Source organism: Streptomyces sp. NPDC096040 (assembly GCF_040303265.1).
GTDB lineage: Bacteria > Actinomycetota > Actinomycetes > Streptomycetales > Streptomycetaceae > Streptomyces.
In genome coordinates this window covers 259,910-275,126 of sequence record NZ_JBEOTA010000005.1, presented here as the reverse complement: position 1 = coordinate 275,126, position 15,217 = coordinate 259,910, and the positions used below count along the sequence as shown (strand labels likewise).

Sequence of the window (15,217 nt, the reverse complement as noted above, 5' to 3'; positions counted from 1 at the left end):
GCTCCGCCGCGTGACCGTCAGGACAGCAGGGCCTCGAAACCGCCCTCGCGGGCCAGCGTCTCCAGCGTGTCGAGCGCCGTCACGGCGGCCGCGGCGGCCGCCGGGTCCCGGTCGGCCAGCCCGCTCTCGGCGAACTCGTCCTCGTCCAGCCGGCGTACGTCCGTGCCGTCGGCGGACCGCCACAGGTCCAGGTCGAGGTCCTCGACGACCAGCGCGCCGCCGGTGAGCGTCGCGGGGCGGGTGACGTCGCAGTACCAGCCCTTCAGCGTGCCGTCGGCGGCGCGGACCTCCTTGACCGCGTACCAGCGGTCGCGCCAGTAGAACTCGGTGAAGACATCACCCTGTTCGAAACGGACGAAGCCGAAGTCGCGGGGCGTGTCACCGGCCCACGGCGCGCGTACGGCGATCCGGGTGCCGTCGTCGTGCAGCAACCGCGCGGGGTAACGGATCTTCGTGCGGCCCGCCTTGACCAGGACGACGTCCACCGTGGCCGTCGGCTCAGCCGAGTTCGCGGACATACCTGACCTCCGTCGCGCAGATGTCGTACCCGAACCACTTGTTGATCGCCAGCATCGGGCCGTTGCCGCTGTCGTTGCCCGTGAGCGCCTCCGTGCAGCCGGCGGCTCGGGCGCGGTGCAGGGAGGCGTTCTTGGCGAGCTTCGCCAGGCCCCGGCCGCGGAAGGCACGGGCGGTGCCGGTCATGACAGTGCCATAGCGGGTACCGCCGTCGGTCCGCGCCGCGCTGAACGCGGCCGGGCGGCCGTCCACCAGGACGACCGAGGTCAGCTCCCGGCTGAACAGCGGATGCCGCCAGGTCTCGTTCAGCCAGGCCTCGTAGTCGGCGAACTCGGTGTCGATGTCGCCCGGTTCGTCCAGCGTCGTCTCCGCGTCCAGGGCGAAGAGGGGGCGCGGGTCGTCGGCGAGATCGGCGGCGGAGCGAAGTTCGACGCCGGGCGGGGGAGTCCGGAGCGGGGGGAGTGTGCCGTGCGCCAGGTCGAGGCGGAGGAAGTGGGCGGAGCGGCTCGCCGTGTAACCGCGGCGTTCGGCGAAGGCCCGGTTGGACGGGACGTCCAGGGCCCAGGCGTAGGACGTGGTCGCGCCGGATTCCGACAGGTGAGCCTCCGCCGTACGGACGAGGAGGGTGCCGGCGCCCCGGCCGGTGCGCTCCGGATGGACGTACACGTTGGCGAAGCCCTGGCCCGGCTCCGTGCTCTCGTGGGCGAGGCCGACCTGGGCCGTGCCGATGATCTCGCCGTCCTCCTCCGCGATCAGCTGACGGAAGCCGGCGTCGGGGTGGGTGTGCGTCAGATCGTGGAGCAGGGACTCCGGAGTGAACAGCATGTAGGGGAGGGCGAGCTGCCGGACCCGGACGAAGCCTTCGGCGTCCCCTCTGGCGTCGGGGCGCAGATCGCGCACGATCACTGTCATGGGCGCACGCTATGCGGGGGCGAGTGCGGGTGCCTCTCATTTTCCGGCGGATACGGGAGAATCGGGCCGTGACCTTGAAGATCCACATCGATGACAGCGCGCCGCCGTACGAGCAGGTAAGGGCGCAGATTTCCGAGCAGGCGCGTGGCGGGGTGCTGCCGGTGGGGTACCGGCTGCCGACGGTGCGGGGGCTGGCCGAGTCGCTGGGGCTGGCGGTGAACACGGTGGCCAAGGCGTACCGGGCGCTGGAGACGGACGGGGTGATCGAGACGCGGGGCCGCAACGGCACGTTCGTCGCCGCCGCCGGGTCGGCCGCCGAGCGCGAGGCGTCGTCGGCCGCACAGGCGTACGCGGAGCGGGTGCGCCGACTGGGGCTGGGGGAGAAGGAAGCGCTGGCCGCGGTGCGGGATGCCCTGCGGGCGGCTTATGGGGAGTAGGAGTTCCGGTGAGGAAACAGCGGCGGGGGGAAGGTCAGCCGCTGGGGCTCAGTTCCGGTGTTCGGGTCACCGGCAGCCCCGCCCTCTCCGCGATCCTCCTGAACGCCACCGCGTCCCTCACCGCCGCTCCGCCCGGGTCGTTGTTGAAGTACGTGTAGACATCGGCCTTCTTGGGGTACGCCGTGGTGATGCGGTCGACCCAGGTTTCCAGGGAGCGGCGGCCGTAGCGGGGCCAGGGAGTGGCTCGGCCCTGGTGGAAGCGGACGTAGACCCAGTCGGTGGTGCGCCACAGGGGGGTCATGGGGCGGGCCTGGATGTCGGACCAGCACAGGGCCGCGGCCCGGGACTCCAGGACCTGGCGGGTCTCCCGCGTCCACCAGGAGTCATGGCGGGGTTCCACCGCCACCCTCGTGCCGCGCGGGAAGCACGCAAGGCAGGCGTCCAGCAGGGCCGGGTCGGCCTTGAGGGTCGGTGGGAGCTGGAGGAGGACCGGGCCCAGCCGGTCGCCCAGGCCCGCCGCGTGGGTCATCAGGCGGTCGACCGGCTCCCCGGGGTCCTTCAGGCGTTTGATGTGCGTGAGATAGCGGCTCGCCTTGACCGCCATCACGAAGTCCGTGGGGACCCGGTCCCGCCAGGACTCGAAGTTCTCGCGGCTCGGCAGGCGGTAGAACGCGTTGTTCAGTTCGACGGTCGTGAAGTGTTCCGCGTACGCCTCCAGCCACGACCGCATGGGCACGTCGGCCGGGTACAGGACGTTCCGCCAGTCCTTGTACTGCCAGCCCGAGGTTCCGATGAACAGGGGCATACCTCCCATCAAAGCACTACAGATACAGCCCCGCGTCCGCGCCCTCCCGTGCCCCCGGTACCGATGTCGGTGCCGTGCCCCGGCGCAGCGCGTACAGCTCTGCCAGGGTCGCTCCCTCGCGGCCCACGCCCTCTTCCGTGCCGAGCCAGTTCACCGCCTCGCGGTGGGTCAGGGGGCCCACCTCGATACGGGCGAGGCAGCGGCCGGGGCGGACCACGGCGGGGTGCAGGCGCTCCAGGTCCTCGTTGGTGGTGACGCCGACCAGCACGTTGCGGCCCTGGCCGAGCAGCCCGTCGGTGAGGTTCAGCAGCCTCGACAGGGCCTGCCCCGCCGTGTGCTTGGCCTCGCCGCGGATCAGCTCGTCGCAGTCCTCCAGCAGGAGCAGCCGCCAGCGGCCCTTGCCGGCGCCGTCCTCCTCGCCGATCGCGATGTCCATCAGATAGCCGACGTCGGAGAAGAGCCGTTCGGGGTCGAGGACGCAGTCCACCTGGCACCAGTCCCGCCAGGAACGGGCGAGCGTGCGCAGGGCGGAGGTCTTCCCGGTGCCGGGCGGGCCGTGCAGGAGCAGGAGACGGCCGGCGATGTCCTCGGGTGTCGTCTTCATCAGACGGTCCATCGCGTCCGCCACCGGTGCCGTGTAGTTGGCGCGGACGTCGTCCCAGGTGCCGGCGGAGATCTGCCGGGTGGTGCGGTGCGGGCCGCGCCTGGGGGAGACGTACCAGAACCCCATGGTGACGTTGTCCGGCTGGGGTTCCGGCTCGTCCGCCGCGCCGTCCGTCGCCTCGTTCAGCACCTGCGCGGCCAGCTCGGCGGTGGTCGCGGTGACGGTGACGTCCGCGCCCCGGTTCCAGCGGGAGACCAGCAGCGTCCAGCCGTCGCCCTCCGCGAGCGTCGCGCTGCGGTCGTCGTCACGGGCCACCCGCAACACCCGCGCCTCCTCCGGGAGCAGGGTCGCCCCGGTGCGCACCCGGTCGATGTTGGCCGCGTGCGAGTACGGCTGCTCGCCCGTCGCGAAGCGGCCGAGGAACAGCGCGTCGACGACATCGGACGGTGAGTCGGAGTCGTCGACGTTGAGCCGGATCGGCAGCGTCTCGTGCGGCTTTGCAGACATGCCGCCATGATCCGCCACCGGGGCCCGGCGCGCACCCGTTTTCCGAAGTGGGCGGAGAGTGTCGGGTGTGTGCCGAGCTTCCGGAGTATCCGGTGTGCACCCCCGGCCCTGTTACACACCTGTCGATTCCCGATACCTGCCCCCGGGACGATTTCCGCCCCTACTGTTGTCCTTGATGGGACGTCATGGGTGGAATTCGGGGGCTCGGCGGTGGCGGCTCACCGCCCTGCTCGGTGTGGGCGTGGCCGCTCTCGCCCTGATCGTGACACTGATCAACACGCTGCCCGGGGGCGGCGGCGGCACCGCGGGCACGACCCGCGACGGCGACAAGGTGCACGGCACCCCGGCCACCCCGCCGGACGCGGCCGAGCCGTATGTGGGCTGGGGCTTCACCCACACCCAGTACAGCGCCGACGAGGGCAGTACGACCGCCACCGACCGGGTGGAGAACCTGCTGGCCGGGGACGGCGGGCTGCCCCAGGACCAGGCCGTCATGGGCTGGGGCGCCGACAACCCCGAGCCGGTGAAGGGGCGCTACGACTTCGGCGCCCTCGACCGCCGGGTCGACTTCATGCGCAGGTCCGGCGGCACCCCGGTGATCACCCTGTGCTGCTCGCCGGACTGGATGAAGGGCGGCAAGGCCGGTGTGAACAACACCGACTGGAGCCAGGCCGCCCTGGAGACCGCCCCCACCCCCGAGCACTACCAGGACTACGCGAACCTCGCCGCGACCGTCGCCAGGCGCTATCCGGACGTACGGCACTTCCTCGTCTGGAACGAGTTCAAGGGCTTCTGGAACAACGACAAGGCCCGCTGGGACTACGAGGGCTACACCGAGCTCTACAACCTCGTCTACCAGGCGCTGAAGGCCGTCGACAAGGACATCATGGTCGGCGGACCGTATCTCGTCATGGACAGCTTCGACCCGCGCCAGACCGAGAACGCCTCCCCGACCCTCAAGGGCGCCTGGGGCGTGATGGACCAGCGGGTCGTCGATGCCTTCGACTACTGGAACACCCACAAGGCCGGCGCCGACTTCGTGGTCGTCGACGGGTCCAGCTACACCAACGACGACGACATGCTGCCCGACGAGTTCGCGGCCACCGACAAGCTGACGTATGTGAGCGAGTGGGTGCGCAGGCAGACGCACGACCTGCCGCTGTGGTGGGCCGAGTACTACGTCGAGCCCGCCGACGGCGACTCACGCGACGGCTGGACCGAACCGCACCGGGTCGCCGTCCAGGCCGCCGGCATGATCGCCATGGTCAGGGGCGGCGCCGACTCCGGCTTCTACTGGAACCCGGAGGACGAGAAGGGCGGCGACTGCGCCGGCTGTCTGTGGACCACGACCGACAGCGCCGACGGGGGACGGCAACTGCCCATGTACGACCTGGTGTCGAGGTTCGCGAAGGCGTTCCCGCCGGGGACCCGGTACGAGACGGTCTCCGTCGCCAGGGACGACGCGCCCAACGTGCGTGTCCTCGCCGGCGGCAGGACCGTCCTCGTCGTCAACACCCTCGGCCGGACGATCAGCGCGCAGGTGGACGGGAAGCGGTTCGACATGAAGGGGTACGAGGTGAAGTGGCTCACCAGGTGAGCTGGGTGAGCCCGGTTGAGCCGGGTGAGCCACTCCCTCCCTTCTACTTGAGTGTCAGGAACCGCTGCGCCAGCGACGCCAGCAGCACCGCGAGCAGGGGCAGCGAGAACCAGAAGCTGCCCTGCAGCCACCGCAGCTGACGCACTCCCGGCCGGACCGCGACCCGGGCCACCTCGCGTGCCGTCAGCAGCAGGATCAGCGCCACGGCGGCCAGGCCGCCGACCACCGACCACGGCGTCCAGGTGATCCGGGGCCCGATCGGCCCCGGATGCGGATTCTCCACCGCGCCCACGGGCCGTGTACGCAGCGTGTACATGGTCACGTCGTCGTTGACCATGACCTTCGTCAGATCCTGCCGGTCGTCCAGGTTCTCGATCAGCCGGCTCTCCCAGGTCGCCGAGTAGCCGGCGTCCATCTGGAGATAGACGACCTGACTCCTGTTGATCATGAGATACGAGTTCGGGCCGGCGTCCTTGAGCGCCTTGACCAGGCCCGACACCAGCACCGGATCGGTCGGCGCCGAAGTCGGCACATAGTCGACCCGCTCCATGTCCTTCGCGCCCCACGGAATCGCCGGGGTCACGTCGTTGACCGTGTCGTTGCTCAGCCACAGCAGCCGTACGGTCGGCTTGTCATGGGCGTAGACATAGTCCATCGCGGCGACCTCGCCGGGCCGGACCCGCTCGAAGGGCTCGTTGCCCCAACGCGCCACCAGGAAGCCGCCCAGGAGCAGCAGACCCGCAAGCAGCGCGGCCACCGGGGCCAGGCTGACCCGCTCCCTCTCGCGCTCCTTCGCCGTGGCGCCGGTACGCGGGAACAGGGCGAGACCCGCCAGCATGGCCGCGCCCGGCACCGCGAACATGAAGACCCGCAGGGCCATCTCGCCGCCGTACGACTGCATGCCGAAGCCCAGGAACGGGACGAAGGTCAGGACCAGCAGGGACCGCTCGCGGTACCTGTGGAGGCGGCGGCGGCACCAGCCCCAGACGGCGAAGGCCATCATGCTCCCGGCCAGCAGGACCCGGACGTACAGGACCAGCTTGTGGGTCGAGCTGCCGCCCTGGATACGGCCGGAGACCGAGGTCGAGACATTGCTGCCGACCCCGCCGACCCCGCCGAACAGATCGTTGAAGTGACCGGACCAGTACGGCTCGGCCATGAAGCCCAGCCAGACGGCCGCGACCACCCCGAACAGGATGGGCAGGCCGCGCAGTTCGGACCTGCCGGCCAGGACCAGGGCCGCCAGCACGCCCAGCATCACGAACGGGGTCAGCTGGTGTGCCGGGACGGTCGCCGCGTACAGGCCGATCAACACCATGAGCAGCACGGCCTGCTGGCGGCGGTCGGTCGGCTCGACCTCCGCCTCGCCCGGGCGGAACCTCGTCCAGATGACGTGCGGGGCGCGGAACCAGACGAGCAGGATCGCCACGAACATCAGATAGAGGAGGTAGGTGAAGCCCTGCGGGGAGAAGTAGTCCTGGCCGACCCAGCCGCACAGCACGAAGATCCAGATGCCGGTCCACTTCGCCCGCCAGCTCGCCCGCAGCGACCGTACGAGCAGGAACATCGGTGCCAGGTAAGCGAGTTGGATGAACGTCGGCCACCAGCGGATGACCTCGGTGAAGTTCGTGACCCCGCAGGCCCTGCCGATGAAGGCCGCCGCCGCGAAGAAGCCCGGCCAGCTCCAGCGTGCGTCCAGGTCGGGCACGGCCGACCCGGTGCGGTCGATGTAGTCGATGAACCCGAGGTGCTGCCAGGCGGTCGGGAACCGGGGTTCCGTCTCGATCACGGCGGGCAGCGCGTGCAGGGACACGACCGTCGCCAGCAGGGTGACCAGGAGCAGCGCCCTGTGCTCGCGGCGCAGCCACAGAAGTGCGGCGAACACCGTGACCAGCAGCGCCGCTCCGACCAGCGTCGGCAGCGGCAGCACCGAGATCAGCCCGAGCCCGCCCATCCGGTCCAGGTCGGAGTCGTCGAGCCGGGCGGCCGGCACCCAGTAGAGCAGGAGGGCGGCGATCAGCAGACAGCCGAGAACGACTCCCCGGCGGGTGGGGACCAGCCGCTCCCGCAGGGAGCGCGCGGGTTCCTCCGCCGGCTCCTCGGGAGGCTCGGCCGGCACCACTTCTTCCTCCGGTACGACCGCCTCCCCGAACGGCGCGTCGACCTCCGCCTCCTTCAGCAGCGAGGCCTCGGCCGGTCCGAGCGAGGCCTCCGAGCCAGGCTCCCTCTCCTCCACCGGCAGCCCCGGATTCCGCGGTGGCCGCAGCGCCCAGGTCGGCCGGTCGTCCGGGCGGACAACGGGCGTGCCCGTGGGCGGGGTTCCAGGACCGGGACGGACGTCCGGCCGCCGCTCCACATGGTCGAAGTCCACATGGATGCCGAGGGCGAGCGTGTCGGTGTCCAGCGCCCAGGCCGGGCCCCGCTTGCGGGGTACGGAAGTGGCCGGGGCCTCGAGTGCCCCCAGGTCGGCGAGGTCCCCGTCCGGCGCCGCGTCCTCGGGGACGTCGGCCGGGGCCGCCCGGAGCGTCCTCCACAGCCGGGGTGCCGCGATCGTCACGATCACCGTGAGGCTGGAGATCTCGGCCACGCCGGCGCCGGTCAGCCCCATCCGGGGCAGGAGCAGCAGGGTCAGCCCGAGCACCAGCAGGCACAACAGGCCCTGCAGCCAGGCCAGTCCCGCGGTACGGCTCTGGGCGCGCAGCACCGCGAAGTACGTCTCCATCACGACCCTGAGCAGTGCGCCGACCGCGAACCAGCGCAGCAGCGGGGTCGCCGCGTCCGCGTAGCCCGGGCCGAACACACCGAGGATCCAGGGGGCACCGAAGAACAGCAGCGAGCAGATGGGGATCATGATCCGGGCCATCCGCTTCAGTGCGGCCCGGGTGTTGGCGGCCAGCCGCGCCGGGTCGTGCGAGCCCTCCACTGTCAGCGAGGCGCCCATGTTGATGGCGAGCAGGTTGGTGGTGCCGCCGATGGTGGTGGTGATGTAGAAGTACGCGTTGTCCTCGGCGCTGACCTGCGAGGCGATGATCACCGGGATCAGGTACACCACGGCGAGGGAGAACAGCGAACCGGTGTAGTCACCGGACAGGAACCTGCCGATCTCCCTCAGCGTGGGCGATTTGGCGTGCTCCTCGGTCGCCTTGATGTGCCGGGGCACCAGGCGCCGGAACACCAGCCAGCCGAGCGGGATCACCGAGGTGGCGATGGCGGCGACCCAGGAGACGAAGACACCGGCCGTCGGGATCGCCACGGAGAGGGCGACCAGCAGCCCCAGCTTGACCGCCGAGAACACGGTGTTGCCCACCGGCACCCAGGGCGCGCTGCGCAGCCCGGTCAGCACGCCGTCCTGGAGCGTGAGGAGGTTCCAGGAGACGACCGCCACCACGAACCCGAGCCCGTTGAGGGGCCCGTGCAGGAAGCGGTACGACGGCCCCCACACGTCCAGCGTCAACAGGAACACGCCGGCCGCCAGCGCCACGATCAGCGAGCTGCCCGCGTAGGTACGGAAGATGAGCCGGCCCGTGTGGCGTCCGGCGACCGGGATGAAGCGGGCCAGGGCGCCGGTCAGGGTCACCGCGGTCAGGCCCGCGAGGAACTTCATCGCGGCGATCGCGGCGGAGCCCTGGCCAACCGCGGACTCGGAGTAGTAGCGGGCCGCCGCCAGCCAGAAGCCCAGGCCCAGCACGGCGGAGATGCCGGTGTTCAGCATCAGCGCGTAGGCGTTCCGGAAGAGCGGGCTGCCGCCGGACGAACTGCCTCTGCCGGGCAGGCGAAGGCGGCGCCCCGACTGCTCGGGCGCCGCTGTGTCGTTGGGTGCGGCCTCGGTTGTGGTGGTCGTCGTGTCAGACACGGGAACGGATGGCCTTCCGGCGGACCTGGCGGACTCTGCGGAGAACGGCGTAACCCTTGGTGAGGGCACGGTCCCTGGCGAAGTTAGGGGGGATCGCACGGCCTTCGAGCAGCCGTGCGAACTCCGTGGCGTCCGTGCTGCGGCGCACGGTGACGCGGTGCAGCGCGTACGGGCCCTGACGGCGGCGGGCGAGGCCGTTCCCGACGGCGAGCGCCTGGGCGTATCCGGCCTCCCGCACGGCCTGCCGGACCCGGCGGCTGGAGTAGCCGTACGGGTAGGCGAACGAGGCCGGTACGGAGCCCAGTTGCTCGGTGACGATCTCCCGGCACCGCACCAGCTCCGTCCGCAGCCGGTCGTCGTCCAGCTGGTCGAGCTGCGGATGGGTGTGGCTGTGCCCGCCGATCTCGCAGCCGCCGTGAGCGATTTCGCGCACCTGGTCCCAGTCGAGCATGGTGTCCAGGCCGCCTCCGGTGTCGTACGCGCCCCTGATCCAGCCCGTCGAGACGAACAGGGTGGACGCGTAACCGTGCTTGGCGAGGACGGGGAGGGCGTGCCGGTGCACGCCCTCGTAGCCGTCGTCGAAGGTGATCAGGACGGGCCGGTCGGGGAGCGCGCTGCCGGAGCGCCAGCTCGCGGCCAGCTCAGCCGTGTTGACAGGGGTCAGGCCCAGCTCGTCGATGAGTGCCATCTGCTCGGCGAACGCCTCCGGTGCCACCGACAGCGCGCGGGTGGCCTCGTTCGGCGCGGTCGCGACCGAGTGGTACATGAGGATCGGCACCGGTGCCTCAGCCATGGGATCCCCCCTCGATCTCGGCGACGGTGAAGGTCGCCCCGCCCCGCCGTGCCCGCACACTCCCCACCACATAGCCGCCCGCCGCCGTCAGCGCCCCGGTGACGATCGCCCCGGCCCGGCCGGCGCCCCCCGGCCGGGCCAGCAGTGCGTCCCGCAGGCCACGAGCGACCCCCGCGGGCAGCACACGGGTGGTGTACCGGCGTTCGGACTCAAGTCCCTTGCCGGCGCCCACACTCCGGGCGACCAGAGCCTTGGAGAGGCCCTCGGCGTAGGCGCGGGTGCGGAAGTAGCCGAAGTGCTCACGGGCTTCCGGCACCCGGTGGTGGATCACCGCGCGGTCGTCGATGAGCAGCACGGCGTCCGGGCGGGCCCGGGCGAGCCGGATGCACAGCTCGGTCTCCTCGCAGCCCAGCGGTCGCTTGTCGCCGTCCCGTCCGATGCCCGTGGCGAAACCGCCCGCCGCGTCGAACGCCGTACGCCGGAAAGAAGCGTTTCCGCCGAGGACGTTCCGGACCCGGACGCGGCCCGGTGGCAGCCCCCGGTAGGTGCAGCCGACCACCCAGTCGAACTCCTCCGGGAACCAGTCCGGGCGGCGGCCCGAGGCCCAGATCGGCATCGTCCGGCCGCCGACGGCCATCACCCTCGGGTCGGCGTACCCCTCGGCGAAGCGGCGCAGCCAGTCCCGTTCGGCCACGGCGTCGTCGTCGAGGAAGGCGATCACCTCGCCGTAGGAGCACGCGATACCGGTGTTGCGGCCCGCGGACAGGCCGCGGGGGCCCGCGTTGGCGAGCACCCGGACGGAGGCGTTCTCTTCGGACTCCTTGTACTCCTTCGTGAGCCGTTCCAGGAGCGCCGGGTTGTGGTCGACGACCAGCAGGGTCTCCAGCGCCGGATACGACTGTGCGCGCACCGAGGAGACCGCCGCGAGGATGTCCTCCCAGCGGTCCTCGGTGTACACGCAGATCACGACGGAGATGTCGGGATCGCTCAAGACGACTCTCCCCGGCCCATGGTGAGCATCGGGGAGTGCCGCACCCGCCGGCGCAGGGCACGTCGGTTGGAGCGCTCCCCGAGAATCACCTTGAGGACCCGGAACCCGTCCCGTACGGCACGCAGATTGCTGGTGCCGTGGATACGGAGGTACTCGTGGCTGGGGATCTCCTGCACCTTCAGGCCCGCCTTGACCACCCGGACGTTGATCAGGGTCTCGATCTCGAAGCCGGTGCAGTCGAGGTCGATCTTGTCGAGGCAGTGCCGCCAGAAGGCGTTGTACCCGTAGCAGAGGTCGGTGTAGCGGGCGCCGAACTTGCGGTTGACGATCGTGCACAGCGCCCAGTTGCCGAGCTTGCGGATGAAGGTCATGTCGTCCGTGCCGCCGCCGTTGGCGAAGCGCGAGCCCTTGGCGAAGTCGGCGCCCGAGACCAGGGCGGATACGTACGACACGATCTCGTGGCCGTCGGCCGAGCCGTCCGCGTCCACCATGACGATGATGTCGCCGGTGCACGCCTCGAACCCGGTGATCAGGGCGTCCCCCTTGCCCTTGCCGCTCTGTTCGACGACTTTCACGCCGGGCCACAGGTCCCGGGCCACTTCCACGGTGTCGTCGGTGGAATTGCCGTCCACAAGGATCACTTCGTGTATCCAGCCCGGAAGTGTCTTGAAGACGTAGGGGAGATTCTCCGCCTCATTCATGGCGGGGATCACCACGCTCACCGGCGGTGTGATCGCCAGGTGAGAGGAGATCGGCCGGTATTCGGCCGCCATTAACGGATCTTGGTCCGAAGTCGGCGGCTGCAGAACAGAACTCATGAGTCTTGTCCCTCTCGTCCGGTGGACCGCCCGCCCCTGGGCGGCCCGCTTCTGTGTCCGGTTCGAAAGGGGGGTTCTCACCCGTGGCACGGAAAATGGATCTCCGTACCCGCGGATGAGCTGGCAAAGCTGGCCGGTCTGCCGGAAAACGGCAGCCGGTCGCGCGGCACGGCTCGGAAACGACAGTGGTCACACACGAAACGACAGTGGTCATTGTGGTCACCGAGCACGGCACCCCCCTACCGCGCCCCGCTCCGGAACATCGCGGTCCTTGAGCCCTCCCCTAGAGCCGCTTGATGACGATCCGATGCGGGTGAGATGTACGACGGTATTGATGATTGGACCAGTATGGCAAGGCCTGGAACTGAGCCTCACGTTTTTGTTGGTTTGGCCGTTACGCAACTTTGGCCGAACTCATTCTTCAACTCGAACGGATTTTCCCGGTCCTTCGGGGTGTCCGTTTGAGAATTCGTTCCACTGGTCGCAGCCGTACCAGGAGAAGCAGGAGAACGCTGACCGCGGTCACGGCGACGATTCCGCCGCGCCAGGACCAGCGGTGTGTGGCGAGCATGCCCTGGACGATCAGCATGTCCAGGGCGACGGCGCCTGCCACCGCGGTGAGCACCCGGGCGAACGGATCGAGCCCGCGCAGCGCCAGACCGATCGCCGCGGCCGGCGCGGCGAGCAGGAAGAACAGCGTGAACGGGCCGCGCAGTGGCGAGTCCGAGTCGGTCAGTGCGAGCAGCGCGCCGGTTCCGGCGACGGCTGTGGCGGCGCCCGCGAGCAGTGGCCCCAGGTCCCTCCCCGGTCCCGGCCGTGCCCGTTCGTCGCCCTCGGGCGATGGTGTCTTGAGCCGTATGGTCTGCATGGCCGACTTTGCCCCCCAAGGCGTCGGATGCCGGGCTTCAATGTCGCGCAGGAGAACGGGGGGCGTCAAGCGGATCTCCGGACATGACCGTTCCCCGGAGACACCTGGTGCCTCCGGGGAACAAGTCGTTCGTTTTCCTTACGACATGAGCTTCGGGTTCCTTACGGCACGACCTTCAGGAGCTTGTTCGGGGAGCCGGTGCCCACGCTGGTGAGCACGTTGGAGGTCGCTCCGTTGACCAGTGCCGTGGCGACCTGGGCCGGGGTGGCCGAGGTGTGGCCCGCGAGGTACACGGCGGCCGCCCCTGCCACGTGCGGGGTGGCCATCGAGGTGCCCGACAGGGTGGCGGTGGCGGTGTCGCTGGTGTTGTAGCCCGCCGTGATGGAGGAGCCGGGGGCGAAGATGTCCAGGACCGAGCCGTAGTTGGAGTAGCTGGCCCTGGCGTCGGAGCTGGTGGTGGCGCCGACGGTGATCGCGCTCGCGACCCGGGCCGGGGAGTACGAGGAGGCGTTGGCGCTGCTGTTGCCGGCCGCGATCGCGTAGGTCACTCCGCCGGCTATGGAGTTGGCGACCGCGGTGTCGAGCGAGGTGGAGGCCGAGCCGCCCAGCGACATGTTGGCGACCGCCGGGGTGGTGTGGTTCGAGGTCACCCAGTCGATGCCCGCGATCACTCCGGCCGTGGTGCCCGAGCCGTTGTTGTCCAGCACCCGCACGGCCACGATTTTCGCCTTCTTCGCCACACCGTAGGTGGAGCCGGCGATGGTGGTTGCCACATGGGTGCCGTGGCCGTTGCCGTCGGAGGCTGTGGTGTCGCCGTCGACCGCGTCATAGCCGTAGGAGGCACGGCCGCTGATCTGGGTGTGGGTGATGCGCACACCGGTGTCGATGACATAGGCGGTCACACCACTGCCCGCGGTGTCCGGGTAGGTGTAGGTGCCGGAGAGCGGAAGGCTCGCCTGGTCGATGCGGTCCAGGCCCCAGGGGGCGCTGGACTGGGTGGTGTCGGTGAGGTGGACCGTCTGGTCCTGCTCGACCGCGGCCACCGACGGGTCGGCGGCGAGTCTCGCGGCCTGGGCCGCCGAGAGCTTGGCCGAGTAGCCGTTCAGCACCTTGCCGAACGTCTTCCTGACCGTGCCGCCGTACCCCTTGATCAGGCCCTTGCCCTCGGTCGAGGAGGCCTTGAAGCCGGCGCCGTTCTTCAGGGTGACGATGTAGCTGCCCTTGACGGCCGTGGGGGAGCCGGCGTGCAGCACCCTGCCGGTGGCGGGTGCGGCCTGGGCGGGGAGTGCGGTGAGTCCGCCGACGAGGGCGGCGGCCGCCACGGTGGTGACGGCGGCGAACCGCAGCTTCTGGGTACGCAGATGTGCCATTACGAGGGAGTCCTCCTCAGGCGGCGCGCGTCCGGGCCGGCCGCGCGCAGGTGTGGGGGTGTGCGCACGGCTTCGCGCACACGGCCCGGGAGCGTCGCGTTCCGCTCGGGGGCCGAGTAAAGAATCGGTTTTCCGCAGGCAAAGAGCAAGGGAGTTGACGACGTGTCACACGGCTGTCATGGACACGTAATCAAACGCGCCGGGAACGCGCGGGATCGATCCGGTTGGGGCTGGTTGAGGCCCTGAAAAGTTTTGGCATGAACACTTCCCGTCAACACGCGTAGTTGGTACGACAGTTGTGGCAGAGATCCTGCTAATGGGAGGTTCCATGAGACGTTCCCGAATTACGGCATACGTGACTTCACTCCTCCTCGCCACCGGCCTCGCCCTCACCGGCGCGGCCGCGACGGAAGCGCAGGCCGCTACCGGGGGCTATGTGGCGCTCGGCGACTCGTACTCCTCCGGCGTCGGCGCCGGCAGCTACATCAGCTCAAGCGGCAGCTGCGACCGCAGCACGAACTCCTACCCCTACCTCTGGAACGCCGCCCACAGCCCGTCCTCGTTCTCCTTCACCGCCTGCTCGGGCGCCACCACGGACGACGTGCTCTCCGGCCAGCTCGGCTCGCTCAGCTCCTCGACCACCCTGGTCTCCATCACCATCGGCGGCAACGACGCGGGCTTCGCCGATGTCATGACGACCTGTGTGACCAGCTCCGACAGCACCTGTCTGTCCCGGATCAACACCGCGAAGACCTACGTCGACTCGACGCTCCCCGGCAAGCTCGACAACGTCTACAACGCGATCAGCTCCAAGGCCCCCAACGCCCGGGTCGTCGTCCTCAGCTACCCCCGCTTCTACAAGCTGGGCACCACCTGCCTCGGCCTCTCCGAGACCAAGCGCTCCGCGATCAACAACGCCGCCGACTACATCGACGCCGCGATCGCCAAACGCGCCGCCGACCACGGCTTCGTCTTCGGCGACGTCCGCTCCACGTTCACCGGCCACGAGATCTGCTCCGGCAGCTCCTGGCTGCACAGCGTCAACTGGCTGGACATCGGCGAGTCGTACCACCCCACCGCGGCCGGCCAGTCCGGCGGCTATCTGCCGGTCCTGACCAACAACGCGTGATCTTCGGTACGTCAGTA

Annotated in this window: 13 protein-coding genes; 3 read left to right on the top strand and 10 right to left on the bottom strand. The window is 70.0% G+C overall.

What is annotated here, in order from left to right; all coding sequences use genetic code 11:
- Nucleotides 1-17 precede the first annotated feature (17 nt).
- Both ABTY98_RS08595 and ABTY98_RS08590 read right to left on the bottom strand, forming a co-directional pair.
- On the bottom strand, nt 18-518 hold the full coding sequence (locus ABTY98_RS08595) for a ribonuclease FAU-1 family protein (protein ID WP_352220123.1): 501 nt from the start codon (nt 516-518) through the stop codon (nt 18-20).
- Nucleotides 499-1,428: a GNAT family N-acetyltransferase gene (locus tag ABTY98_RS08590; RefSeq protein WP_352220122.1), complete on the bottom strand. Its 930-nt coding sequence runs from the start codon at nt 1,426-1,428 to the stop codon at nt 499-501. Before ABTY98_RS08590 ends, ABTY98_RS08595 begins: the two co-directional genes overlap by 20 nt.
- 68 nt (nt 1,429-1,496) lie before the next feature.
- Between ABTY98_RS08590 and ABTY98_RS08585 the strand changes: the two genes are divergently transcribed.
- Entirely contained in the window at nt 1,497-1,865 is a 369-nt protein-coding gene (locus ABTY98_RS08585) for a GntR family transcriptional regulator (protein WP_352220121.1), read from the top strand.
- Between the two features lie 34 nt (nt 1,866-1,899).
- On the opposite strand, the gene ABTY98_RS08580 is transcribed toward ABTY98_RS08585, so the two are convergent.
- Nucleotides 1,900-2,670, bottom strand: coding sequence for a DUF72 domain-containing protein (locus tag ABTY98_RS08580; RefSeq protein WP_352220120.1), 771 nt, complete (start codon nt 2,668-2,670; stop codon nt 1,900-1,902).
- Nucleotides 2,671-2,686: 16 nt separating this feature from the next.
- The gene (locus tag ABTY98_RS08575) at nt 2,687-3,781 is read right to left on the bottom strand and encodes a DUF5925 domain-containing protein (RefSeq protein ID WP_352220119.1); all 1,095 of its coding nucleotides are present in this window, start codon (nt 3,779-3,781) and stop codon (nt 2,687-2,689) included.
- 175 nt (nt 3,782-3,956) lie between these two features.
- Between ABTY98_RS08575 and ABTY98_RS08570 the strand changes: the two genes are divergently transcribed.
- The gene (locus ABTY98_RS08570; RefSeq protein ID WP_352220118.1) at nt 3,957-5,378 is read left to right on the top strand and encodes a GH39 family glycosyl hydrolase; all 1,422 of its coding nucleotides are present in this window, start codon (nt 3,957-3,959) and stop codon (nt 5,376-5,378) included.
- A 43-nt stretch (nt 5,379-5,421) separates the two neighbouring features.
- Here the strand turns inward: ABTY98_RS08570 and ABTY98_RS08565 are convergent, their stop codons facing one another.
- From ABTY98_RS08565 to ABTY98_RS08540, 6 genes are all read right to left on the bottom strand, one after another.
- The gene (locus tag ABTY98_RS08565) at nt 5,422-9,231 is read right to left on the bottom strand and encodes a lipopolysaccharide biosynthesis protein (RefSeq protein ID WP_352220117.1); all 3,810 of its coding nucleotides are present in this window, start codon (nt 9,229-9,231) and stop codon (nt 5,422-5,424) included.
- Nucleotides 9,224-10,024: a polysaccharide deacetylase family protein gene (locus ABTY98_RS08560; protein WP_352220116.1), complete on the bottom strand. Its 801-nt coding sequence runs from the start codon at nt 10,022-10,024 to the stop codon at nt 9,224-9,226. The genes ABTY98_RS08565 and ABTY98_RS08560 overlap by 8 nt, the downstream gene beginning before the upstream one ends.
- Nucleotides 10,017-11,015 carry a glycosyltransferase family 2 protein gene (locus tag ABTY98_RS08555; RefSeq protein ID WP_352220115.1) on the bottom strand — a complete coding sequence of 333 codons (999 nt, stop codon included), beginning with the start codon at nt 11,013-11,015 and terminating at the stop codon, nt 10,017-10,019. Before ABTY98_RS08555 ends, ABTY98_RS08560 begins: the two co-directional genes overlap by 8 nt.
- Nucleotides 11,012-11,833, bottom strand: coding sequence for a glycosyltransferase family 2 protein (locus tag ABTY98_RS08550; RefSeq protein WP_352220114.1), 822 nt, complete (start codon nt 11,831-11,833; stop codon nt 11,012-11,014). Before ABTY98_RS08550 ends, ABTY98_RS08555 begins: the two co-directional genes overlap by 4 nt.
- A 421-nt stretch (nt 11,834-12,254) precedes the next feature.
- Nucleotides 12,255-12,701, bottom strand: a complete 447-nt coding sequence (locus ABTY98_RS08545) for a hypothetical protein (protein WP_352220113.1) — start codon at nt 12,699-12,701, stop codon at nt 12,255-12,257.
- A gap of 161 nt (nt 12,702-12,862) precedes the next feature.
- Complete coding sequence (locus ABTY98_RS08540) at nt 12,863-14,071, bottom strand: S8 family peptidase (RefSeq protein ID WP_352220112.1); 1,209 nt, start codon at nt 14,069-14,071, stop codon at nt 12,863-12,865.
- Between the two features lie 328 nt (nt 14,072-14,399).
- Between ABTY98_RS08540 and ABTY98_RS08535 the strand changes: the two genes are divergently transcribed.
- A complete protein-coding gene (locus ABTY98_RS08535; protein WP_352220111.1) occupies nt 14,400-15,200 on the top strand; it encodes an SGNH/GDSL hydrolase family protein in 801 nt (266 codons plus the stop codon).
- Nucleotides 15,201-15,217 lie beyond the last annotated feature (17 nt).